The organism is Paenibacillus favisporus (assembly GCF_040545415.1).
Classification (GTDB): Bacteria; Bacillota; Bacilli; order Paenibacillales; family Paenibacillaceae; genus Paenibacillus_AQ; species Paenibacillus_AQ favisporus.
Genome location: NZ_JBEPLV010000003.1, coordinates 45,274 through 68,074, shown reverse-complemented (window position 1 = coordinate 68,074; position 22,801 = coordinate 45,274). Strand labels below are relative to the sequence as shown.

Annotated in this window: 22 protein-coding genes; 3 read left to right on the top strand and 19 right to left on the bottom strand. The window is 53.7% G+C overall.

The annotated features are described in order from the left end of the window. Nucleotides 1-6: 6 nt before the first annotated feature. The 4 genes from dprA to ABID47_RS13430 all read right to left on the bottom strand — a co-directional run bounded on the left by dprA (nt 7) and on the right by ABID47_RS13430 (nt 4,172). Nucleotides 7-1,125: a DNA-processing protein DprA gene (dprA, locus tag ABID47_RS13445; RefSeq protein ID WP_354497403.1), complete on the bottom strand. Its 1,119-nt coding sequence runs from the start codon at nt 1,123-1,125 to the stop codon at nt 7-9. A 128-nt stretch (nt 1,126-1,253) separates the two neighbouring features. Next, entirely contained in the window at nt 1,254-2,183 is a 930-nt protein-coding gene (sucD, locus tag ABID47_RS13440) for a succinate--CoA ligase subunit alpha (protein WP_076168177.1), read from the bottom strand. Between the two features lie 34 nt (nt 2,184-2,217). Beyond that, nucleotides 2,218-3,378 carry an ADP-forming succinate--CoA ligase subunit beta gene (sucC, locus tag ABID47_RS13435; RefSeq protein ID WP_076168179.1) on the bottom strand — a complete coding sequence of 387 codons (1,161 nt, stop codon included), beginning with the start codon at nt 3,376-3,378 and terminating at the stop codon, nt 2,218-2,220. Nucleotides 3,379-3,701: 323 nt separating this feature from the next. Further along, nucleotides 3,702-4,172, bottom strand: a complete 471-nt coding sequence (locus ABID47_RS13430; RefSeq protein ID WP_089546539.1) for a MarR family winged helix-turn-helix transcriptional regulator — start codon at nt 4,170-4,172, stop codon at nt 3,702-3,704. Nucleotides 4,173-4,508: 336 nt separating this feature from the next. On the opposite strand from ABID47_RS13430, the gene ABID47_RS13425 reads away from it, so the two are divergent. Next, a complete protein-coding gene (locus ABID47_RS13425; RefSeq protein ID WP_354497400.1) occupies nt 4,509-6,101 on the top strand; it encodes a YifB family Mg chelatase-like AAA ATPase in 1,593 nt (530 codons plus the stop codon). Between the two features lie 552 nt (nt 6,102-6,653). Here the strand turns inward: ABID47_RS13425 and ABID47_RS13420 are convergent. The 12 genes from ABID47_RS13420 to rplS form a co-directional block, all read right to left on the bottom strand. Beyond that, nucleotides 6,654-7,013, bottom strand: coding sequence for a phage holin family protein (locus ABID47_RS13420; protein ID WP_251674534.1), 360 nt, complete (start codon nt 7,011-7,013; stop codon nt 6,654-6,656). 339 nt (nt 7,014-7,352) lie between these two features. After that, entirely contained in the window at nt 7,353-7,739 is a 387-nt protein-coding gene (locus ABID47_RS13415) for a YraN family protein (protein ID WP_354497398.1), read from the bottom strand. Next, entirely contained in the window at nt 7,736-8,038 is a 303-nt protein-coding gene (locus ABID47_RS13410; protein ID WP_076168193.1) for an EscU/YscU/HrcU family type III secretion system export apparatus switch protein, read from the bottom strand. Before ABID47_RS13410 ends, ABID47_RS13415 begins: the two co-directional genes overlap by 4 nt. Further along, a complete protein-coding gene (locus ABID47_RS13405; RefSeq protein WP_354497396.1) occupies nt 8,035-10,089 on the bottom strand; it encodes a hypothetical protein in 2,055 nt (684 codons plus the stop codon). Before ABID47_RS13405 ends, ABID47_RS13410 begins: the two co-directional genes overlap by 4 nt. Before the next feature lie 439 nt (nt 10,090-10,528). Then, nucleotides 10,529-11,386 carry a ribonuclease HII gene (locus ABID47_RS13400; protein WP_354497394.1) on the bottom strand — a complete coding sequence of 286 codons (858 nt, stop codon included), beginning with the start codon at nt 11,384-11,386 and terminating at the stop codon, nt 10,529-10,531. Nucleotides 11,387-11,800: 414 nt separating this feature from the next. Next, a complete protein-coding gene (locus ABID47_RS13395) occupies nt 11,801-12,550 on the bottom strand; it encodes an amino acid ABC transporter ATP-binding protein (protein WP_354497392.1) in 750 nt (249 codons plus the stop codon). An 18-nt stretch (nt 12,551-12,568) separates the two neighbouring features. Then, nucleotides 12,569-13,246 carry an amino acid ABC transporter permease gene (locus tag ABID47_RS13390; protein WP_145948930.1) on the bottom strand — a complete coding sequence of 226 codons (678 nt, stop codon included), beginning with the start codon at nt 13,244-13,246 and terminating at the stop codon, nt 12,569-12,571. 22 nt (nt 13,247-13,268) lie between these two features. Further along, nucleotides 13,269-14,054, bottom strand: a complete 786-nt coding sequence (locus ABID47_RS13385) for an amino acid ABC transporter substrate-binding protein (RefSeq protein WP_354498734.1) — start codon at nt 14,052-14,054, stop codon at nt 13,269-13,271. Between the two features lie 197 nt (nt 14,055-14,251). Next, on the bottom strand, nt 14,252-15,088 hold the full coding sequence (locus tag ABID47_RS13380) for a YitT family protein (RefSeq protein ID WP_076168205.1): 837 nt from the start codon (nt 15,086-15,088) through the stop codon (nt 14,252-14,254). A gap of 145 nt (nt 15,089-15,233) precedes the next feature. Then, the gene (gene ylqF / locus ABID47_RS13375) at nt 15,234-16,100 is read right to left on the bottom strand and encodes a ribosome biogenesis GTPase YlqF (protein WP_076169548.1); all 867 of its coding nucleotides are present in this window, start codon (nt 16,098-16,100) and stop codon (nt 15,234-15,236) included. Between the two features lie 48 nt (nt 16,101-16,148). After that, nucleotides 16,149-16,769: a signal peptidase I gene (gene lepB, locus ABID47_RS13370; protein WP_354497389.1), complete on the bottom strand. Its 621-nt coding sequence runs from the start codon at nt 16,767-16,769 to the stop codon at nt 16,149-16,151. Nucleotides 16,770-16,986: 217 nt separating this feature from the next. After that, nucleotides 16,987-17,331 (bottom strand): 50S ribosomal protein L19, encoded by a 345-nt coding sequence (gene rplS / locus ABID47_RS13365; protein WP_076168209.1) that lies wholly within the window; start codon nt 17,329-17,331, stop codon nt 16,987-16,989. A gap of 450 nt (nt 17,332-17,781) precedes the next feature. On the opposite strand from rplS, the gene ABID47_RS13360 reads away from it, so the two are divergent. Both ABID47_RS13360 and ABID47_RS13355 read left to right on the top strand, forming a co-directional pair. Further along, the gene (locus tag ABID47_RS13360; protein ID WP_354497387.1) at nt 17,782-19,059 is read left to right on the top strand and encodes an MFS transporter; all 1,278 of its coding nucleotides are present in this window, start codon (nt 17,782-17,784) and stop codon (nt 19,057-19,059) included. Between the two features lie 97 nt (nt 19,060-19,156). Beyond that, nucleotides 19,157-19,705 carry a helix-turn-helix domain-containing protein gene (locus tag ABID47_RS13355; protein WP_145021968.1) on the top strand — a complete coding sequence of 183 codons (549 nt, stop codon included), beginning with the start codon at nt 19,157-19,159 and terminating at the stop codon, nt 19,703-19,705. Between the two features lie 116 nt (nt 19,706-19,821). On the opposite strand, the gene ABID47_RS13350 is transcribed toward ABID47_RS13355, so the two are convergent. The 3 genes from ABID47_RS13350 to ABID47_RS13340 form a co-directional block, all read right to left on the bottom strand. Further along, complete coding sequence (locus tag ABID47_RS13350; RefSeq protein ID WP_116231264.1) at nt 19,822-20,064, bottom strand: hypothetical protein; 243 nt, start codon at nt 20,062-20,064, stop codon at nt 19,822-19,824. Between the two features lie 21 nt (nt 20,065-20,085). Continuing rightward, complete coding sequence (locus ABID47_RS13345; RefSeq protein WP_354497383.1) at nt 20,086-21,045, bottom strand: GNAT family N-acetyltransferase; 960 nt, start codon at nt 21,043-21,045, stop codon at nt 20,086-20,088. A 392-nt stretch (nt 21,046-21,437) separates the two neighbouring features. Continuing rightward, on the bottom strand, nt 21,438-22,793 hold the full coding sequence (locus ABID47_RS13340; RefSeq protein WP_212969088.1) for a dipeptidase: 1,356 nt from the start codon (nt 22,791-22,793) through the stop codon (nt 21,438-21,440). Between the last annotated feature and the right edge of the window lie 8 nt (nt 22,794-22,801).

The window sequence follows — 22,801 nt, the reverse complement described above, 5'->3', positions numbered from 1 at the left end:
CTCTTGTTATATAAGCTTGTATATAGCACCAGATAATTGGGTAATCTGCTTTTTTATGATTAAAGATAACAGAACTGAATGCAAATGTCCAAAATCCCATCCGGTCTGCTGCAGCAGCTCATCCAATGTAGACGGCCCTTGTTCCAATATATGGTATATCCCAAGCTCATCCATTGTCAAATGATCTGCAGGCAGCCGCGTGTCCTCCAACATCTGACGCTCCCTATTGTATGTATCTTCAAACCCTTTTGGCAACCATGAATCATATTCTTCGATGACGTCTTCGGCATTCAGCACCATTTTGGCCCCTTGTTTAATCAAGTTCAGCGCCCCGCGGCTCTTGGGCGAGGTGACCGGCCCAGGTACGGCGAACACATCCCTGCCGGCTTCGAGCGCCAGATCCGCCGTAATCAAAGAACCGCTGCGCGAGTCCGCTTCGACGACCAACGTCCCAAGCGTCAAGCCGGCGATGATACGGTTGCGCTGCGGAAACAAACCGGGATGCGATTTGGTTCCGGAAGGATACTCCGTCAGAATGAGTCCATCCTCGGCGATCCGCTCATACAACCCTCTGTTCTCCGGCGGATAGATCACGCCATGACCGGTCCCCATCACCGCAATCGTATTGCCTCCGCAGGCAAGAGCGGCTTCATGGCACACGCTGTCGATGCCTCTGGCCATGCCGCTGACGATCGTGAATCCAGCCGCACTGATGCCCTCCGCCAGCTCTTGGCCGACCTTACGGCCATAGGCCGTCGGTACCCTTGTCCCGACCATGGCGACGCCGGGCGTTTGCAGCAATCCCCGTTTTCCAGTGCAGTACAATACCCATGGAGGCTCCGCAATCTCCTTTAAATACGCAGGGTAATCCGCATCCAAAAAAGTCAGGATGCCGGCGCCTCCCTCAAGCTTACGGGATTTCAGCTCTTCGATCAAATCGGTTGTGATTCGTTCAGATAAAAGCTTCGCCTTTTCCTCGGGAAAACCTGCTTCCTCCCAATCTCTACTATTATAATGGAGCATGTCCCCGGAGAACATACGCTGCCCGCGCAGCCTGGCAATACTCTTCCTCCCAACCCCCTCGGTCTCGTGCAGTGCGATCAACAGCCACCGTTCGTCCTTCACGCCAATCCCGCCCTTCCTTATATTTTCCAGTTTTATGGTGTTGAAAACACAAAAAAGCAACCCTTTATCCCCCGGATGGAGAAATAAAAGGTTGCTTACCTTTGAACCGTAAATAACGCCGGTTTATATTAGTGAGTCGTGCATTTTTCCAGCAGGCCGCGTTCTTCCAGAACGCTTACCAGCGTAGATCCCATTTCCGAAGGCGTCGGAGCGACTTTGATGCCGCATTCCTCGAGCTTGGCGATCTTTTCTTTCGCCGTGCCTTTACCGCCGGAAATAATAGCGCCTGCATGTCCCATGCGTTTGCCCGGAGGCGCAGTAACGCCGCCGATGAAGCCGACGACCGGCTTGGTCATGTTGGCGCGGATCCATTCCGCTGCCTCTTCTTCCGCCGTTCCGCCGATTTCGCCGATCATGATCACAGCATAGGTGTTCGGATCATCGTTAAAGCGGCTCAAAATATCGATGAATTCCGAGCCTTTTACCGGGTCGCCGCCAATGCCTACCGCAGAGGACTGGCCGATGCCGCGGGTCGTCAATTGATGAACCGCTTCGTAGGTCAGCGTTCCGCTGCGGGATACGACGCCCACATGGCCCGGAGTATGGATGTACCCAGGCATGATGCCGATTTTACATTCTCCAGGTGTAATGACCCCTGGGCAGTTTGGTCCGATCAGGACGGTTTTCTTGCCTTCCATGTAACGGGACACTTTGACCATGTCCAGCACCGGAATGCCTTCCGTAATACAGATGACCAGTTCCATTTCCGCATCGACGGCTTCCATGATGGAATCGGCCGCAAATGCCGGCGGTACGTAGATAACGCTTGCAGTCGCGCCAGTCGCTTCCTTGGCTTCTACAACCGTGTTATATACGGGCAGGCTGACCGTTTGGCCGTTCTCCAGCGTAATGTCAACCTTGGTGCCGCCTTTGCCCGGAGAAGTTCCTCCGACCATTTGCGTGCCGTAGTCGAGGGCGCCTTTCGCATGGAAAAGGGCGGTTTTGCCGGTGATGCCCTGTGTGATGACTTTTGTATTTTTATCGACCAAAATACTCACGTTTGTTCACATCCCCTATCGTATTTTAAAGATTCTATTTTACGAGTGAGACAATTTTTTGGGCGCCGTCAGCCATGGAGTCGGCAGGCACGATGTTCAGGCCGGATTCGGCCAAAATTTTCTTGCCCAGATCCACGTTGGTTCCTTCAAGACGCACAACCAGCGGACGGGTCAGGCCGAGCTGCTTGGCCGCTTCAACCACGCCTTCGGCGATGACGTCGCAGCGCATAATTCCGCCAAAGATGTTGACGAAAATGCCTTTGACCTGCTCATCCGACAGGATGATCTTGAACGCCTCGGTAACCTTCTCTTTCGTGGCACCGCCCCCTACGTCGAGGAAGTTGGCCGGGTCTCCGCCGTAGTACTTGATAATGTCCATCGTGGCCATGGCAAGGCCTGCGCCGTTGACCATACAGCCGATGTTGCCGTCGAGAGCTATGTAGCTCAGGTCGTATTTGGAAGCTTCGATTTCTTTTTCATTCTCTTCGTCCAGGTCGCGAAGCTCTTGAATGTCTTTGTGCCGGAACAGTGCGTTGGAGTCAAAGTTCAGCTTGGCATCGAGTGCCATGACATTGCCGTCACCCGTTACAACCAGAGGGTTGATTTCTGCAATGGAGCAGTCCTTGTCAACAAAAGCGGTGTACAGGGCGATCATAAACTGAACCGCCTTGTTGACCAGTTCGTTAGGGATGTTGATCGCATAAGCCAGTCTGCGTGCTTGGAAAACCTGCAGGCCTACGGCCGGATCCACCACTTCTTTGAAAATTTTCTCAGGCGTTGCAGCGGCAACCTCTTCGATTTCCGTTCCGCCTTCTTCCGATGCCATCATCACGACACGTCCGGTAGCGCGGTCAACAACGACGCCGACGTAATATTCCTTGCGGATATCGCAGCCCTCTTCGATCAGAAGCCGCTTGACTTCTTTCCCTTCCGGGCCTGTCTGATGCGTAACGAGCACTTTGCCGAGGATTTCCTCCGCGTAAGCACGAACCTCGTCGAGGTTCTTGGCCACTTTGACGCCGCCGGCTTTACCGCGGCCGCCTGCATGGATCTGCGCTTTGACAACCGTGACTTGGCTGCCCAGGGATTTAGCGGCTTCAACCGCCTCTTCCACGGTGTAGGCCACCTTTCCGTTCGGAACGGTAACGCCGTACTGCTTTAACACTTGTTTTCCTTGATATTCATGGATATTCATTTACGGTATCCTCCTATCAACATGACTGCTACAAGGCGGGTTCTGATATCTCTTGGAAAATAATATAAACCCAAGCTATTGTAACATGTTTTTAAAACGCTTACCTTAAGAAACTGCGTTTCCATCGACAGCTTTTTGATATCGGTTTAATCCGTTTGAGAGAATATTTGGGATTTGATGGTAAAATCCGCCCTCTAAGTAACGTTCTTAGGTCCGATTTAAATCCATTGCAGCCTTGCATCGTTCCAACATGGTTTTATGGATAACAAGGGAAAAAAGAGCGACAGATTTGCAGATATGTTCTGCAAAAATCGCTCTTCACTTCACATCTTGCCCTCTTGCTGTTCGTTGTTGTGATGGACGCGGTTCAGCAGACTCTTGAACTGGCCCAGCAAATGCCCGAATTCGCTCTCGTTCAGGCACAGCTCCTGCTGCATGGCGGCCGGAACGTTCAGCGCCTTCTCCTTCAGCTTGTTTCCTTCGTCCGTCAACGTGATGATGACCTTCCGTTCGTCCTGGGCAGAGCGCTCGCGGTGAATCAGACCAGCGGCCTGAAGTCTCTTCAGCAGGGGCGTCAAGGTGCCGGAGTCCAGGAAAAGAGCCTCCCCAAGCTCCTTCACGGTACACTGCCCCCGCTCCCAAAGCACAAGCAGGACCAAATACTGGGAATATGTCACACCGAGCTTCTCCAGATGGGGCTGATACAGCTTGGTGATTTCTCGCGAACAGGCATAGATGGTAAAGCACAGCTGATTTTCCAGCTGCAGCTGCGGATTCATTTCACTTGGTTTCATCACTTTCGTCTTCACCTGCCTTCTTGTCATAATATTATCATAATTTTGTCACATTATCATAGTAATTGCGTCATATTTTCTGCAGTGGCAACTGATGTTCTACAATTCCATTGTATACTTTTAAATTTTAAACAACAAATCGGTCTTGAATCACTCCCTTACAAGCATACCTCTACTTCCCATCCCCAATGCCTTCCATCTTGACTTTTGCCAGCAGTGGTCCTACAATTTTTGTAAACTTAAGCGAAAATAAGGAAGCACCTTTTTTCCGTCAACTACGGCGATCCCGTGCTCGTTTGTCCAGGGAAACCGCCGGGAATAGGGGTGCTTTATTGTATGTATGGAAAAATGTACAGTACATGTTTATACGGAATTGACGGAGTTATCATTCAGGTGGAGGTCGACATTTCCAACGGACTGCCGCAGACGAGCATTATCGGACTTCCGGACTCCGCCATCAGGGAAGCAGTGGAACGTGTCCGGGCCGGCATCAAAAATTGCGGCTTCACCTTCCCCCTTCAGCGGGTCACGATCAATCTCGCACCGGCCGATCTGAAAAAGGAAGGCTCCGCGTTTGATCTCGCCATTGCCCTTGGCATTCTCGTAACGAGCGGACAGCTTCTGCTGCCGCAGGGTGAGAAGCTGCTTCTCATCGGAGAAATGGCGCTCGACGGCAGCCTGAGGCCCGTTAACGGTGTTCTGTCCATGGTGGACAGGGCGAAGCGCGAGGGATTCACCGCCGTTCTGCTGCCGGAAGAAAATGCCGGTGAGGCCGCCTTAATCGATCAGATGAATATTTATGCCATCCGGCATCTGAACGAGCTGCGTGAGCTGGCCGCAGAACACTCGGCTGCTGACGTGCCCGGCAAAGACCAGCCCCTCCGGATTCAAAACTTGTCCCCGCTGCTAAAGGCACCGGCTGTTGCCGCAACATCCGTACCCGATCACCTTCCTGCGGAAGATTATGCCGACGTGCTCGGCCAGCTCCATGTCAAAAGGGCGCTCACGATTGCAGCCGCCGGCATGCACAACATTATGCTGATCGGACCGCCTGGAACAGGCAAAACGATGCTCATCAAACGACTGCCGACCATCCTGCCCTTCATGACCGAGCAGGAAGCGCTCGAAACGACCAAAATATTCAGCGCAGCCGGAAAATTGAAGGAACCCGGCTCCGGCCTGATCCGCAGACGTCCTTTTCGTTCCCCGCACCACACCATCTCTTCCGGAGGACTGATCGGTGGAGGAACGATACCCAAGCCGGGCGAAGTCAGCCTTGCCCACCGGGGCATCCTGTTTCTGGACGAGCTGCCGGAATTCAACCGCCAGGTGCTCGAAGTGCTACGGCAGCCGCTGGAGGACAAAACGGTGACGATCAGCAGGGCGCGTGCCGTGCACACCTTCCCGGCGCACTTCATGCTGGCGGCATCGATGAACCCGTGTCCGTGCGGATACCTCGGAAGCGATCACCCGGAACATCAATGCACATGCAGCTTCAACCGGATCGCCCAATACCGCGCCAAAATCTCCGGCCCGCTGCTCGACCGGATCGATCTTCAAGTCGAAGTCCCCCGCCCTAAAGAATGGTCCACCGATGCACCGAGCCTGTCATCAGCTGAAATGCGCAGTCAGGTGCTTGAAGCCCATGCGCGTCAGCAACAACGATACGGCAGCGGTTACGGCGGCTGGAACAGCGAGTTGACCGGCAGTGCGCTCCGGCGCTTCGTCAGGCTCGATTCCGCTTCAGCCGACATGCTCCATCAGACGATCGAAATCCTGGGCCTCAGCATGCGGGCATATGACCGCATCCTGAAACTGGCCCGGACGATCGCCGACCTGGACGGCCAGGAGAATATCGCCTTCAACCATGTGGCGGAAGCGATCCAGTACAGGAATTTGGACCGGCCGCAGATTACGGGGGTGGGGTGAAAGGAAGCAAATTTGCGGTATAAACCCTAATAATGTGATCCACGGTTTAAGTCAATATTTTGTGTACTATCACGAAAATAAAATATGGCAGATTGCCCTTCGACCCCTTCGGCCATCCTTCTTCATGATCTACGCTCTAAGCCGAAGGGGGTTTACAACAAAGAATAACCTGCCATTTGAGGCAGGTTATTTCCGTCAATCCATTCTCTTTTTAAAACCCAGTCATCTGGATCTAATTTAAAACTTGGCAGGGTAAATCATCGGGCAGTCAAACGCCCTTATTGGCAGGATAGAACTTCGCGTTATCTAGTTAAATATTTGTTCTATCTCTCTTTTTTCTATTCTCCACTGCGATCCATGAATAATACAATATCCAGAATATTGATGGACAAATCCCTAGTGCAATAGGCCGTTTATCATGTGGAAGCATAAATATAAATACAATGAAAACGGGCAGAGTAATGACAAGCAGAATGAGATACTTTTTCCAGTGTCTATTTTTAAACACAGGCTCCTCCTTGTAAATGTTCTCACAGGCTTTTTGCCATATCATTAATCACGTCTCTCTTTTACTTTCACAGTGAATAGGCTAAGAACTAAAGTAAGAATGACATATGTCCACAATCCATGTATTTCAAATCCATACAGGTATTTATCCAGAAGCCAAAGTTTAATGGGTGTCAGCACGATTGAAGCCAACATTAAAGCCGGAGTGGTCAAACACCCAATCCCTACAGTGATCAGCATAACCGACATTACCATGGCTAAACTGAATAAAAGACTAATGATGAACATCAGAAGTGATGCAATCAGCAAAGTTTTAGTATCTGTGATCGAAAGATATGGATTAAAGTACTCATTGCCTATCCAGAACACCAAAAAGGTAACAAGAAAATTCAGAATATTCCTCATGATACCTCCTACGAAATAGCCGTTTCCCTTATGTATGAAGAACGGGTTGAGGTAATCTCAATAAAATGATTACTGTCATCCTCTAATGTTGATACCTAGGAAAAATTCTATTTTAGGCAAGTTCACACACCACTCTTACTTAGATTATTCTATGATGAGTTCAAATCACCTTCACCATAAGGTAAATAATTACAAAAAATACATCCACTTTTCCGCTTCTCAGATAAAGCCGTGCTGCTGTTAGTTGTCTATCGAGAGGATCGAGCTAACTTAGTGAAAATGGGGTAATAAAAAAACTTCCAATCGCATGGTATTGGAAGTTTTTGATTAGGGCTCGTCCTAGAACGCCCCCTGTATATGATCAATCGCGGCAATGCTTAGATCGCGCCCCAGCTCCACGGCGACGACGTCAAAGCGTACCTCGCGGCCCTCCAGCCGCTGTGCGTGAAGATACACTTCGGCCGTGCTGCGCACCTGGCGGATTTTGCGGAAATTCACAGATTCTGCGGCTGTGCCGAAGGAGGTTCCGGCGGTCCGGCTGCGCACCTCCACAAAAACAATGATGCTGCCGTCCTCGGCGACCACGTCCAGTTCGCCGCTGCGGCAGCGCCAGTTCCGGTCGCGGATGCGGTAACCTGTGGAGAGCAGCAGGTCGGCGGCCGCATGCTCCGCGGCTGCTCCTTTTTGGCGGCGGTTATCCTTCATTTTTCCTTGCCGTCCGTTCATTCGAACGGCCTTTCCCGAGCGAGCCGGTCCGCCCGGTAAATGTAGCTGAGAACCTCCGCGACAAGGTGATACAGCTCCGGCGGAATCTGCTGGTCCAGGTCCAGCTTGGAGAGGACCTCCACCAGCGCGGCGTCCTCCTGAACAGGAACCCCGTGTTCCTTCGCCGTCTCGAGAATCGTATCCGCCACTTTCCCCCGGCCCTTCGCCACGACGACCGGGGCATCGTTGTCACCGGGCGCGTATTTGAGGGCGACGGCCTTTTTCAAACTTGGAGACGGCTCCTGCGGCTTGCTGCTCATACCCTCATATCCACCCCCTTGTAGCTCTGCGGCACGAAGTCCGCCACACGGTGACCGCCCATGACCGCACTCAAGCCAGCTGGCTGTTCAGCGGCCGATGATGGCAGCGGGGCGGCTTTAAGCGTCAGAAGCTGATAGCCGATGGAGGATAGGGCGTCAGCGATTTCAGGTCGTCTCTCTTCCACCAGGGACTGAGCCCATTCCTGATCATTGTGGACCTTCAGACTGACGATCCGGTCGACGATCTGGACGTCGATCAGCGTCTGCCCGAGATGCTTCATCTGAAGGTCGAACCACAGGCGGCAGTTGGATGCGTCCAGTTCACCCTTGGGGCCGCGCCTGGACTGGACATTCACCGACGCCGTCTCCTGACCGTCCGGCCCGTTCAAGGGCAGGAACAGCGTGACCTGGGCGAATGGCGCCGTCCGGTCCGTGTTCAGGAGCAGCTGCTGGCCGGTCAGCTGCGAGATGACCTGATGAGCCGCCTCCTTCAAGGCCGGCGGCGCAGCGTCGTCCTGGACGAGCTGAAGGAGGAGCCCCTTCAGCGTGTCGCGCTGCCCGGTTTCCTGCAGCGCCTGCTCCATCCGCGCAGCGGGCTCAGCCAGCTGCTCCGGCCGGACGGCGTGATGCGCCGGGCCGGGAGGCTGCTGCTGAACCGCATGCGGCCGGACGGTCAACTCCGGACCGTCCGCAGCTTGGGGAGCGGGCTGCGCGGCGGCGGCCCCTGCCGCGCTCGCCGCTCCCGGCGCAGGCCCCGGCTGTGCCGGGCCTGCTTCTGCCGCTGCACCCTGGCCTGCGGCCAGTGCAGCCAAGGGCTGCCGCGCGTTCCCCGCCGCGGCACCCGGCCCCTGCGGGGCCTCCTGCGCGGGCTGCAGCAGCGCCGCGCGCACGCCCTGCTGCTCGTGCTCCGCACCGAGCAGCTTCAAGAGACGCCCCACCCACGGCTCCGCACCGTGGGACAGGGGTGTCTTGGGCGAAGGCCCCGTGCCTGCGGGGCCTTCGCCTCCCTGCGCCGCTTGCTGCGGCGCAGGTTCCGCGGCCGGCGCGGCGAAGCCGCCGGCAGCAGGCCCGCCCGCCGGCTCAGCCGGGGCGGGCGTTGGTGCGGCGGCACCCGTGAGCGGTGCCGCGCGCAGCTGCTGCAGCAGCGCCTGCAGCCTGGCAGCCAGCGGCTGAAGCGCCGCCGCTGGATGGGACGCCGCGGCAGCCGTGCCGGCCGCGGATGTGCCGTCAGCCGCGCGCCCCGCCGCCTTCCCGGCATCCCCCTCTGCCTCGGTGCTCTTTGGGCTGTGGGCACCGGCCGTTGGCTCCGCTTCGGGAGCCGTTATGCTCCCAGCACCCAACTGCGTAGCCGCTCCGGGTAACGAAGTCGGCGGCTGCTGCACCGAAGCCTGCGGCGTAATGACGCCCTGTCCGCTTTTGACTGCAGCCCCCGCTTCCTCCGAACTCGCTCCAGCCTGCGCTGTGAACGCATTCAGCTGTTCCTCCAGCACTTGAAGCAGCTGGTGCACCGGCGGGCCGAATACCGCCTGCTGCAGCCCGCGGACGCTTTCGGCCGTCAGCGGCAGTCCGCGCTGATTGGCAATCGATGCGGCGCCAAGCCACTGCTCTGTGCTGACACCGGCAGGTTTTAACGCCAGCGCGTCTTTGAAAACGGCTGCGTTTTCTTTTGTCACATATACGCCCGAAGACCGCAGCGCCTCCAGCATGGCCCGATTCTCCGGCGTATCCGGCAGATCGAGCGATTGAAGCACATCCGCAAGCGACATCGGAGTCCCGGACCCATAGGAGGAACCCTCCATCGCTTTCAATACCGGAAGACCGCCGCCATTGTCCGGCTGTACCTGCAGGACCGCTGCCTGGCCGGGCTGAAGCGGCGTTTCCAGCGCCGCCCGTACTTTGACGCCTTGGATCTGCAGGACGGCCTCCTGTCCGTCCTCAGAGACGCTCAGTACAACGCCGCGCACGACTTGCCCTTCCTTCAAATCCAGCTGCTTGGTATCGCCCGCTTTGGTATCTCCCATCATGCTGCGCAGCAGTGAACCGATATTCAATGTCCCTCTCCCCCTTCCGTATTCCTTCGTTTATTTATTTATCGGCCGAAAGAGCCAAGGGCTGTAGTCCGACTATCTGCGATCACGATCTCCGTTGTTTCTTTTCATCCAAAGATCGTCCTTTATCTTCATAATTGCTGCAAATGCTCAGGCTCTTCAAACATGAAATTTAAAATACCGTCCAACAAAATACGAATCTGGAAAAAAAGCTTTTCGGATGCCGGGGTCATCGTTACGTCCTGTTTGGTCCGCGAGGAACAGAGACGACGCGAAACGGCGAGCCTGCACCTAAGGCTGGTCTGTTTTCTGAATCAAAGCTTGGAGATGCTTATCCAGGAAAACGCACCTTCCAAAAGTCTGATCAGCAAATCTTTTTCCTTATAAAAGTTTACATCGCGACACCCGTGTTTCCATTTTACCTGGCAAAAAAACAGCAGCCCTAGAACAGGGTCTGCTGCACAACTTCCGTATTTTTCAAAAAACTGCGGCGATGCATCGGTGTCGGTCCCAGAGCCGCCAGCTGCTCACGGTGCAGTTTGGTTGCATAGCCCTTATGGATCGCGATGCCGTACTCGGGATACTTCGCCTCCCATTCACCTTCACACAGCCGGTCCCTGCTAACCTTGGCTACGATTGAAGCCGCGGCAATCGATTGGCTGTTTGCGTCCCCCTTGATGATCGCCAGCTGTGGAATGGGCACGTCCACATGCTCCGCATCCACCAGCAAAAAATCCGCGGCGATCGTCAGGCCAAGCACCGCCTTTTTCATCGCCAGGCGGGCCGCCTGCTTAATATTGATTTCATCGATTGTTCGAGCATCCACGTACCCGACACTGACGGCAAGCGCCTGCTCCATAATCACGTCGTACAGAAGGTCCCGTTTTTTGGCGCTCAATTTTTTCGAATCGTCGACGCCCTCCAGAACGAGTCCTTCCGGCAGGATCACGGCCGCCGCCACCACGTCGCCAAATAAACAGCCTCTTCCAACCTCGTCCACACCCGCTATGTACCGGTAATCTCTTTCTATGTATTCGCGCTCATATTTTAGCAGGTCCCTCGGGGACTGCTCGATCTCTTCCGTATCCATGCTGTCTTTCCTCCTCCGTGCTGCAAGAGCCAAGGGGTGTTCCCGCTCATTCCCCTGGGCAAGTCTATCAAACTCGCAATCTATCCTTTTTATTGTACTATGTTCGGGCGGCGGATTCCAACGAAAAACGACATCTGGCACGCTTCCAAAAATCGGGGTGTGGACTGCTGGAGTGCAGAAGATGTGCCGAGCCGATATGTCCGAAAGCATTCACCGGTGAAAAACCTGGCCTCACGAAGCTAGGAGGAGAATGTGTGGTAATGAAAAGAATGTAACTGCAATGAGGTGAATGTGCTGTAAGGAGATGAGATGGATGTACTTCGAGGACTGATCATGGATGCAGCTATATCGAACGACTTGAATATGGGTCATCGTGGTTTTGGCAATCCGGAGTCCGCCGCGAACTGGCCAAACTCTTTGAAGAATGTTACCCAACCAACTTCTACCTTACACAAGCTTTTTGACACCACCGCAATCAGCCATTCGTAAATTTCCAAATGCGATTATTCAGCTGCTTGAGAAGGCACTACAACGTTAAACACCCGTGCACCACGATCCCCACGCAAAAAAATAGCTGCATCAATGCAGCTATCGTCGCCGTGCCCGCAAGCACCCACAAGTATTCTACACCGGCTCGCTGAGCAGCGACAAAAACTGCCTTGTCCGCTCCTGCGCCGGATGGTTTAGCACCTCATTCGAGCTGCCCTGCTCCATGATGATTCCTTCGTCCATAAACACGATCCGGTCCGCCACCTGGCTCGCAAATTTCATCTCATGGGTTACGATGGCCATCGTCATGCCTTCTACAGCCAGCTCTTTGATGACCTTCAGCACTTCACCGACAAGCTCCGGGTCCAGGGCGGACGTCGGTTCATCAAATAAAAGCAGTTCCGGACCGATGCCCATTGCCCGGGCAATACCGACCCGCTGCTGCTGTCCACCGGACAGCTGGTGCGGATAGGAGTCCGCTTTGGCGGCAAGTCCTACCTTGCCCAGAAGCTCCAGTGATCTGGCCTTGGCTTCCGCTCTGCTCTTTTTCTGCACGATGACCTGCGCCTCCATCACGTTCTGCAGAGCCGTCATATGGGGAAACAGATTATACGATTGAAAAACCATACCGGTTTTCCTCCGGAAAGCCAGAATGTCTCCCCTTCCCGGCTTGTTTCCTTCCCTGAACGACAAGGCGGAGTCTCCGATCCGCAGCGTTCCTTCCGTTGGGATTTCCAGCAGGTTGATACACCGGAGCAGCGTCGTTTTTCCGGAACCGGAGGGTCCGATGATGACCGTCACTTGTCCTTTTTCGATCGACAGGTCGATTCCCTTGAGCACTTCATTGCTGCCAAAGCTTAATCTCAGGTCGTTGATTTCAATCATGATGCATCCCTCGTTTCGCTATCTTGCGGCATAACGGTCAAACCGATGTTCGAGCTGATGCTGGACCGCCGACAGGACAGTGCTGAAGATCAGGTAGATCAAGGCTACCTCACTGTACAGCAGCAAAGGCTCATACACGACCGCCGTAATTTGCTGCCCCTTTTGGAACAGCTCTGTGAGTGTCACCGTCGCTGCCAGCGACGTATCCTTCAACAGGCTGATAAAAGAGTTCGCCAGCGGAGGCAGCGATACCCTTGCCGCCTGCGGCAGAACAATCCGGCGCAGCGCCTGGGAACGGGTCATCCCGACCGAGTACGCCGCCTCCCACTGCCCCTTGGCGATGGATTGGATCGCGGCGCGCATAATTTCGGAACCATAGGCTCCGACACTGATCGAGAATCCGATCACCGCAGCGGTGAATGCGTCGATGACAACGCCGATGCTCGGAAGCCCGTAGAAAATGATAAACAGCTGGACAAGCAGCGGAGTCCCCCGGATGATCCACACATAAAACCAGGCGACCCGCTGGAGAATGCTCCAGCGCGACAATCGGGCCAAAGCGGTAAGGAACGCCAGCACGAAACCGAGAATGAAGGAAATGATCGTCAGGGGAATCGTGAACTTGATCCCCGCCATGAGCAGCGGCACAAAGGAGTCGATAAAAATATCGGTGAGATGGGCGGTTCTGTCATTCATCGGTTAACCCCCTTTTTGCCGCTTATTTCGATACATCCGTACCAAAGTATTTTTTGGAGATGGCAAGGTACGTTCCATCCTTCTTCATGCCGGCCAGCGCCTGGTTAATGGCGTCCCGCAGCTCGTTGTTGTTTTTGTTCATCAGTACGGCGCTGGTGCTGCCCGTATCGGTTTCGTCCACCACCTTGATCGGCGCGTCGGGACGTCTTGTTTTGAAGTCGAGATAGGACAGTTTGTCGTTCACCGTAGCATCGATGCGCCCGGACAGCAGCAAGTCGATCGCTTGGTTGAAACCGTCGACCTGTACGATCGTGGCACCGTTGTCTTTAGCAATTTGATTCAGATTGCTCGTCAGCGACTGCCCTGCTTTTTTGCCTTTGAGGTCGGCCAGCTTTTTAATGTCCTGATTATTGTCCTTCACAATCAATACCGCCTTGGAGGCGATGTAGGGGTCCGAAAAGTCGTATTTAGCCTTCCGCTCCGCATTAATGGATACTTCGTTCATCACCACGTCGAAACGCTTGGCGTCCAAGCCGGCGATCATACCGTCCCATTTCGTTTCGATAAACTCCGGCTTCACGCCGAGCCTTTTGGCAATCTCCCGGCCCAGGTCAACGTCAAAACCGGTCAGCGTTCCTTTATCATCATGATAGGTAAAAGGTGCATACGTTCCTTCCGTGCCGATACGCAGCTTGCCGCTTTGCTTGATCGTCTCAAGCAGGTTTTTACCCGCCTGGGCGCCCCCGGTTTGCCCTTCCTGCGGCTTCGTTCCCGTATTTGCGCCGCACGCCGTCGTCACGGCCAGCATCAACGTCAGCACGATTGCCCAATAAATCCGCCAGCTTCTCACATTTTTCCTCCTCTAACCGTTTTCACCTATTTTGCCACGATGCTGTATTTTCATGCGCGGCCGCCCGTACTTACGATTGATCCCGACAAAAAAGCCCATGACCCCAGGTCATGAGCTTTCCTATTCTCTATTCTAAGTCTATCTTCTGCTACACACTATTTCGATATGTCGATAAATCCTTCCCCAAACACATCCCGAACGTCATGGATCGTAATAAACGCCTGCTTGTCCGCTACCTTGACGATCTTTTTCAGGACAGGCACCTCCTGCTTGCTGATGACAATGTACAGCACTTCCTTAGCCGACTTGCTGTAATAGCCGTACCCTTTAAACACGGTGACTCCCCGGTCCATGACCCGGTTAACCTTCTCGGCGATCTCCGCATGCTGCTCCGATACGATCATCACCGCCTTCTTCGGGTTCAGGCCCTCGATGATGAATTCCATCACCTTCGTGCCGACGAACAGCATAATGATCGTCAGCATCAGGCTCTCCGCGCCAATGATAAAGTAGGAAGAGAACGCGACGATCAGATCAAAGAACAGCAGGGCGTAACTGATGTTCCAGTCCCAGTATTTATGGGCAATCCGCGCCAATATGACCGTACCGGCGGTGGTGCCTCCAGCCCTCACGATCAGCCCGATGCCGACACCGGCCAATACACCGCCAAAAATCGCATTGACGATCGGTTCGTTCGATGTAAGTGTCCAATTTTCGGTCAAATGGAGGAACAAAGAGTTAAACACGACAGCAACGATGGTGTACACCGTCGTCATTTTGTCCAAAAACTTATAACCCACGATCAGCAGGATCGCGTTCAAAATCAGGTTGACCAATCCCGGCGACCATGCAAACAGGTAGTACAGTATGATCGTAATCCCGGTCACACCGCCTTCGCCAAGGTCGTGGGGAATGACAAACAGATTGATATCGAGCGCAAAAATAAACGCCCCCGCGATGATCGTCATGATTTCCATCATTCTTTTTTTCATATGACGGCCTTCCTCTCCCATAAATCAACACGCAAAAAAAGCCCAGTACCTATAACGGAACTGGGCTTGTTCGTTCACTATGATACTGTACATCTCGCTTTGATACACGCGGGACACTTGGATCGTATCCGGCGTTCTTTTCCGATTAGTAAGGGGCCTCCATCGAGAACCGGCCCATTTTGCCGGCACGAAGCTCCCGCAGCAGCGTCTTCGACGCTTTCTCCAGATCCACCCGTCCGCCGCTCATCAAGCAGCCGCGCTTACGCCCCACCGCTTCCATGATGGCGACGATTTCGTCGCTCTCGTCCGGGTTGTGCGGCATGTCCGCATCGATCTCGAAGCGCTCCCGGAAGGCGTCCCAGTAATACTGGACCAGGTATTTGACCGCAAAAAAGGCGACATCCTCCACGTTCAGGATCTCTTCCTTGATCGCGCCGGTTACCGCGAGGCGGTAGCCAACGTTCTCGTCCTCAAATTTGGGCCACAAAATCCCCGGAGTATCCAGAAGCTCGATTTCTCCGCCTACCTTAATCCACTGCTGGCCTTTCGTCACGCCCGGCCGGTCCCCCGTTGCGGCAATGCTGCGCCCGGCGAGCCGGTTGATCAGCGTCGACTTGCCTACGTTCGGGATGCCGACGATCAGCGCACGGATCGCCCGCGGGTTCATCCCCTTGGCGATTTGGCGATCGATCTTCTCCTTCAGGAGCAGCTTCAGCTGTCCAGGAATCTCTTTCACGCCCGTGCCTGTAGCCGCATCGACCGGAAATGCCGTATGGCCTTCCTCTTTAAAATAATCCTGCCACTGCTTCGTTACCGAAGGGTCTGCCAAATCCGCCTTGTTCATAATGATCAGCCGGGGCTTCCCCTGCAAAATCTCGTCAATCATCGGATTGCGGCTGGACAGCGGAAGACGCGAATCGATCAGCTCGATCACGACGTCAATCAGCTTTAACTTATCCTGTATTTGGCGGCGCGCTTTGGTCATATGACCAGGAAACCATTGAATCGTCACCGTCATCACCTCATTCTCTTGTCCGCAAACAGCCTCATTCCACGTTCATTAATGGTTAATCAAATGGATGTCCTTCACCGGCCAGAAGATGAGGTCAGCCCGTCCGACGATATCCCCGAGCGGCACATAACCGATCATCCGGCTGTCCGTACTGTCGGACCGGTTATCCCCCATCACGAACACATGACCTTCGGGAACCTTGCCATCCGGAAACGCGCTGTTTGGAAAATCTTTGTCATTATACATCTGGCCCGCTTTATGGCTTGCATCGATGGCACCCTGTATGTAGGTTTCATTGACTTTTTTGCCGTTCACGGTCACCGTGTCGCCTTCCACCTTGACGGTATCGCCTGCGACGGCAATCACGCGTTTGATAAAATCCTTGCCTTCGGACGGAACATGGAACACGATAACCTCTCCACGATGCGGAGCCCGGATGTCGTACAATATTTCATTGACGATCAACCGCTCGCCTGTATGAAAGTTTGGCTGCATGGAGGGTCCGTCCACAATAAACGGTTTGAAGAGAAGCCAGCGGATCAGTGCCACCAAAATCAGGGCAATGATGATCGCTTTCAGCCATTCTACGACTTCATTTTTCCCTTTTTTAGGTGGTTTATGATCTTCTTCCTTCACTTCCACCGCATCGCTCTGAATGTCCTGCTGCATATATCCACCGCCCTCTCCTAGTTTTGCCGAAAAGAAAAGCTCCCATTACGGAGCCGTGTATGCTTTCTTTGGACCAGCGAAGCGAAAAGGCATTCGTGATCGCCAGAAAAATCTCCGCTTCTCGCGGTCTGTCAACTTGGTTCGTTCATCTATTGACGCCTTTTTTATCCTAAAACGAAAAGGGCTTGAAATCAAGCCCTTTAGCGTTGTTCGCTGATTAACGGCGAATCTCTTTAATTCTTGCTGCTTTACCGCGCAGTTCACGAAGATAGTACAGTTTGGCGCGACGTACTTTACCGTAACGAGCCACTTCGATCTTCTCGATTTTTGGCGAGTTGATTGGGAAAGTTCTTTCTACCCCAACACCGTAAGAGATTTTACGCACTGTAAAAGTCTCAGCGATGCCGCCTCCGCGACGCTTAATCACAACACCTTCGAACAACTGGATACGCTCGCGGGATCCCTCGATAACCTTAACGTGCACTTTCAAAGTGTCGCCAGGACGAAAGCTAGGGATGTCGGTGCGAAGCTGTTCTTTGGTAATCTCTTGTAGGATGTTCATTTAGGACTCCTCCTTCCGTACAGGTGTTCTTGCCTCTTCCGGAAAACCCTCTGTTTTCCTTCATCATCCGCAGCGGACCACCGTATTCCACACAACAGCATTTATTGTAGCATATTTGTTTCATCCTTTGCAACTATAAATCTTCCAGTTGTTGCGCTGCCCCTCGGTTAAAAAAATAGCAAAGTCTTCGCTCTCCCAAAGACAGATACTGCACACCGAAAAATAGGCTGACCCAATTGTAAGAAAAACGTCTATCGACGTACCTTCAAAGAAGACAGACCGCGTTTAAAAGGAAGTTTTTCTTGCGATTATAGAATGGTTCAGCTTCGCTGAAATTTATTAATTCTATAATCTTAAAAAACTTCTTGCCAAAATCGGAATTGACGTTAAAATAAATTTATCATTAAAATAATTTTAACGTTAATAAAAATTGAATGGAGATGCTCTTTCATGAGTGAAACCGTATTGCTTCAGCAGAATCAAGGTGTGCGCAGGCTGGCGAAACACAAGTTGTATCTAATGATGATCACCGCCAAGATTATTTCACGATTCGGGGATTCCGTGGATTCCATCGCCTACAGCTGGATGGTCTACCTGCTTACCGGCTCCGAGCTGCTAATGGGAACACTTTACGCCATCAACTTCGTTCCAGGCATTGCTTTCAGTATGTTTACTGGCGTCCTGGTCGACCGCTGGTCCAAGAAAAAGGTCGTGATCGTGACGAATGCCGGCCGGGGCATCACGGTAACCGTATCGGCGCTGCTCTTTTTCATAGGAGACTTGCAGCCGTGGCACTTGTTTATTTTTACGTTCATCAACTCTACGCTCGAATGCTTCTCCACGCCGGCGGAGATGTCCCTCGTTCCCCGCATTTTGCCCAAGGAGCTGCTGCTCAGCGGCAACTCGCTGACGTCGTCTGCCTCCCGCACCGCAGAGCTTGCCGGTCTGGCCGCAGCCGGCGGCCTGATCGCCATGCTCGGCATTTCCGGAGCGATGCTGATCGACGCGCTATCCTTCCTGCTGGCCGCCCTGATGTACGTCTGGATCCGCATCGACCGGGATCAAGGGCAGGAAGTCGATAACGACGCAGGTCTTATGCAGGCCGAGGAAAGCTTGTCCTACTGGAGCCAGTTTAAGACCGGCCTGAAGTTCGTTAAAGGCCACAAGCTGATGATGATGACTATGCTTTCGGCCGCATTCGTGAATCTGTGCCTCACGCCTAAAAACGTGCTTGAGCCCGTTTATGTCAAACAAATACTCCACTCGGGCCCATACGGCCTCAGTTTGATCGGCATCGCCCTGATTACCGGCATGATTATCAGCGGCCTATGGATCAGCCAGAAGGGATCCGCTTACCGCAAAAGCAGTCTGATCGTGTTCGGATTTTTGCTGCTCGGGGTTACGTACAGCCTTCTCTACGTCCCCGCCCTTCTAAGGGAATATCCTCTCTATGCCGCGGCTGCCTTTTGCTTTGGCATGGGATTCGCCATTTCGTTTATCAATACGCCGGTATCCACCTATATGATGGAAGTCACCCCCAAAGCGATGCTTGGCCGGGTCGGGGCGCTGTCGAGCACGATTTGCACCTGTGCCATTCCCGTCGGAAGCCTGCTGGCCGGTTGGGCCGGAGCATTCGTCGGGGTCCACGTGCTGTACCTCGTTTTTGGCCTGCTGATGCTGATACCGGGGGTCTATCTGTGGAGCCAGAAAGGGTTTATGAAAATCTAGAGCGATGGAAACATTTTGTGCTCGGGAGCCATCTCGGCTTATAATGGGGATAAACAATCCGGAAAACAAGATACGGGAAATGTAGAGGTGCACAACATTGGAGACCAAAGAACTGAGCACGATCGAGGAGATCCGGATTTATTCCGATCCATACCGTTTGAAAATATTAAGCTGCTTTCAGAAGGCCGACCAGCCAATGACGATCAAAGATATCGCTGACAAACTCGGCGAGGTTCCGGCCAAAGTCTACTATCATGCCAAAAAGCTGGAGAGCATCGGGTTAATTGTCCTCGTGCACACCAAGCAAATCAACGGAATCACGGCCAAATATTATCAAGCCTTCAAAGGATCCGTACGGATTAAGCGCAGCAAGGACATTGATGAGGCGGCCCAGAAAATCTTCCGTTCCGAAACGCAAAAGCTGCTGGAAGACTTGTATGAGGAGAGCAAGCGTAAGTTTCTGAAGGCCCAGAACCAGGAGGAGCCTGCCGGGAACCTGTCCCACTCCGAGGTCTATTTGACGGAAGAGGAAGCCAAAGCATTTTTTGAGCAATTGACGGAGTTTGTGGAAAAGCACACCGAGCGTCAGCACCCGGATCAGAAGCTGTACGACGTATTTACCACGATTGCCAAGCTGGACGAATAGAGCCGCCCATACACCACAGCCAAAACCAGCCCCCGGCCATTTGCCGGGGGCTGGTTGTCTCCGAGCTGCGAAAATGGCAGTTACCGCTTCTTCGCAGTTCTGGCCATCCGTTGGGGCTACAAGAGCTGCCTTGCGGCATGTTCATCCTCTTGGGCCACGTACAAGTCGTACTGCGTCATCCCCCGGCCGGTAAAGGCACCCCGGCCGGTCGTCTGGCTCACGATGCGCGAGCGGTGGCGGATCCCTCCGCTCAGCAGTCTGGACTTGGCCCTTGCATAGCTGTCTGCGTCGAAAGATGTGAAGATCAAGATCCGCTCCTTGGGAAAAAAGAACCGCCAAATTGCTTTTGCCGGATTCATGCATCATCCTCCTTCTGGGGGCTACATCAGTGCTTTTTTGCCGATATTATATCCAGTCCACGTCCGAAAACCAAGTTTGGCATAAAAATCCACATATTCCGTCCAATCGATCACCAGGTGCTTCACGCCTCTGGCCGTCAGCTCCGCGACCCCGTCCTGAACGATCGCCAGCCCGTAGCCTTTCCCGCGGAACCGGTCGTCCACGCCGAGCGGCCCGATGCCGCCAAGCGGTTCACTGAACAGCGGCGCCCAATAAGTATTCTGGGCAATCAGCGGGGACTCGCCGTCGTTCACGCGGCAAAAGCCGATCATTTCGTCCCCAAGGAACAGGCCGACGAATTCCCGTCCCTGCCCTCCCCGCTCCCAATAGCACTGCGCCTCGTAATACCAGCGTCCCGGAAAGCACCGCTTGAAGAAACGGAGCATCTCTTCGCGGTCTCCCGGAACAAGCAGGCGGGCGAAGGCACCATCCCGATACTCGGGCCGCTCTAGACCATCGTCCGAGGTTTCGTTCACCAGGTCGAACACCTCGTACAGGTATTCGTACCCGCGGCGCGCGAACCATGACTTAACCTCCGGCAGTGCGAGCGGCACTCCGGGAAAATAGTGCCACGGGTCACGCCCGATGCTGACCGATACCGCTCCGGCTTCGCGCAATAAACTCTCGGCATGACTGAGCAGCCCTGACCCTATGCCCTGACCCTGAACATCGCGGCGGACGACGATAGCCTGTATCCATCCGCCGCCGTCACCCAGCTGCATTTCGCGCGCCGGCTCCTGCCACTTCTTGGCGATCACGAACCCAAGCAGACGGCCCTCCCCGTCAACGGCCAGCCCGGAAGCGGGACCATACACGTTCACATCTTCAAAAGTATTTTGCTTCATCAGTTCCCTGCGCATCGGAAAATGGCCGCCCAGTTCCCCGTTCCAAAGGTCACACATCGCATCAAGCCATTCGGCATCCATCGGAATGATCTTCAATATAACTCCTCCTTCTACAGTGAATCGTACATGCAAACGAGTTTTGCAAAAAATCTTGTCCCTCGGTGGATATTTCATGTCAGCTCGACTCGTCTTTAGCTGCTGCTCTTCAAGCGGGATAAGGATTGCAGCAAAAAGATTCATACGTCTCGTTATAAAATATTATTACATAATAATTATAATTTTTGTGTTATAAAATTTCAATGGAGAATAATCAGGTTTCACTGTCCGTAGTGAAGTGGAATTACCATGGAATTCATCAGCATACGGTTCGATCCAGGCTATTCCTTATTGAAGGCTAATATAAAAATCGCCGGATCCGAGCTGACAGCTCTCGATCCGGCGATTTCATTCATTATAATCCTTTTCAAGACTCCTTATTCAGGAGGTCGTTACACTCTTTTCAGGAAATCGACGATGGTCAGCAGGCCAAGATCGAAGTTTTCCAGGTTAAAGTGCTCGTTAGGCGCATGCAGGTTTTCGTCGGGAAGGCCAAAACCCATGCATACGACCGGAGCGGCCAGTACACGGGAGAACGTCTCCACGATCGGGATGGAGCCTCCATCTCTCGTAAATACGGGACGCGTGCCGTATACTTCCTCGTAGGCTTCCGCCGCCTTTTGCAGAATCGGCGTGGACGGATCAATCGTAAATGCATTGCCCTTCTCGAACTGGATGACGGTTGCTTTGGCGCCCGTCGGTACGTGGCTGTAGATATGCTTTTCGATTTTGTTCAAGATGTCCTGCGGATCCTGATGTCCCACCAGACGGCATGTAATCTTCGCATGGGCTTCCTTCGGGATGACCGTTTTGCTGCCCTCGCCCTGGAATCCGCCGTAGACGCCGTTCAGTTCAAGGGTCGGGCGTGCGCCGGTTCTTTCGGCGAACGTGTATCCCTCTTCCCCGTACAGCTCGTCAAGGCCAAGGTCGCGCTTCAGCTTGTTCTCGTCTCCGGACTGCTTCGCAAACTCGGCATGATCGGCCTCCGTAAGCTCCGGAACGCCTTCGTAGAAGCCTTCCACAGTCACGCGGCCCTTGGCATCATGCAGGGAATCGAGCAGGCTGACCATCGCATGCAGCGCATTCGGTACGCCGCCGCCGTAGCTGCCGGAGTGCAGATCTGTATTGGCCGTTTGGACATGAACTTCCAGTGAGCACAGACCGCGAAGACCGGTGCAGATCGCCGGTTTTCCTTTTTCCAGCAGGGACGTATCCGAGATGAGAACCGCATCGGCCTTCAGCAGCTCCTGCTGAGCCTCCAGGAACTTCGGAAGGTTCGGGCTTCCGACTTCCTCCTCGCCCTCCACGCAAAACTTGATGTTGACCGGAAGCTGCTTCTCCTGCTGAAGAATCGCTTCCACCGCCTTAATATGTAAAAAGATCTGCCCCTTATCGTCCGTTGCCCCTCTTGCGTACAGCTTGCCGTCGCGTTCGGCCGGCTCGAATGGTGGTGTATCCCACAAGTTCAGCGGGTCTACCGGCTGCACGTCATAGTGCCCATAGACGAGAACCGTCGGCTGTCCCGGTGCATGCAGATGGTCCGCGTAGACGATCGGGTGGCCGTTTGTTTCGTGGATTTTCACGTTTTCAAGGCCGGCCTTTTTGAGTGTCTCCGCCAGCCATTCTGCCGCCCGCTTAACGTCCGGCTTATGCTCGGACAATGCAGAAATGCTCGGAATGGACAACCATTCCTTCAGTTCGTTCAGATGCTGATCGCGATGGGTTTGAAAATATGCTTTATAATCCATAATATCCT

What these genes read in the sequence shown, in the direction of transcription:
- sucC (WP_076168179.1), bottom strand. Translation starts at nt 3,378, where the DNA reads ATGAATATCCATGAATATCAAGGAAAACAAGTGTTAAAGCAGTACGGC.
- ABID47_RS13430 (WP_089546539.1), bottom strand. Translation starts at nt 4,172, where the DNA reads ATGAAACCAAGTGAAATGAATCCGCAGCTGCAGCTGGAAAATCAGCTG.
- ABID47_RS13425 (WP_354497400.1), top strand. Translation starts at nt 4,509, where the DNA reads ATGTATGGAAAAATGTACAGTACATGTTTATACGGAATTGACGGAGTT.
- ABID47_RS13420 (WP_251674534.1), bottom strand. Translation starts at nt 7,013, where the DNA reads ATGAGGAATATTCTGAATTTTCTTGTTACCTTTTTGGTGTTCTGGATA.
- ABID47_RS13415 (WP_354497398.1), bottom strand. Translation starts at nt 7,739, where the DNA reads ATGAACGGACGGCAAGGAAAAATGAAGGATAACCGCCGCCAAAAAGGA.
- ABID47_RS13410 (WP_076168193.1), bottom strand. Translation starts at nt 8,038, where the DNA reads ATGAGCAGCAAGCCGCAGGAGCCGTCTCCAAGTTTGAAAAAGGCCGTC.
- ABID47_RS13400 (WP_354497394.1), bottom strand. Translation starts at nt 11,386, where the DNA reads ATGCTTTCGGACATATCGGCTCGGCACATCTTCTGCACTCCAGCAGTC.
- ABID47_RS13395 (WP_354497392.1), bottom strand. Translation starts at nt 12,550, where the DNA reads ATGATTGAAATCAACGACCTGAGATTAAGCTTTGGCAGCAATGAAGTG.
- ABID47_RS13390 (WP_145948930.1), bottom strand. Translation starts at nt 13,246, where the DNA reads ATGAATGACAGAACCGCCCATCTCACCGATATTTTTATCGACTCCTTT.
- ABID47_RS13385 (WP_354498734.1), bottom strand. Translation starts at nt 14,054, where the DNA reads ATGCTGGCCGTGACGACGGCGTGCGGCGCAAATACGGGAACGAAGCCG.
- ABID47_RS13380 (WP_076168205.1), bottom strand. Translation starts at nt 15,088, where the DNA reads ATGAAAAAAAGAATGATGGAAATCATGACGATCATCGCGGGGGCGTTT.
- lepB (WP_354497389.1), bottom strand. Translation starts at nt 16,769, where the DNA reads ATGCAGCAGGACATTCAGAGCGATGCGGTGGAAGTGAAGGAAGAAGAT.
- rplS (WP_076168209.1), bottom strand. Translation starts at nt 17,331, where the DNA reads ATGAACATCCTACAAGAGATTACCAAAGAACAGCTTCGCACCGACATC.
- ABID47_RS13360 (WP_354497387.1), top strand. Translation starts at nt 17,782, where the DNA reads ATGAGTGAAACCGTATTGCTTCAGCAGAATCAAGGTGTGCGCAGGCTG.
- ABID47_RS13350 (WP_116231264.1), bottom strand. Translation starts at nt 20,064, where the DNA reads ATGAATCCGGCAAAAGCAATTTGGCGGTTCTTTTTTCCCAAGGAGCGG.
- ABID47_RS13340 (WP_212969088.1), bottom strand. Translation starts at nt 22,793, where the DNA reads ATGGATTATAAAGCATATTTTCAAACCCATCGCGATCAGCATCTGAAC.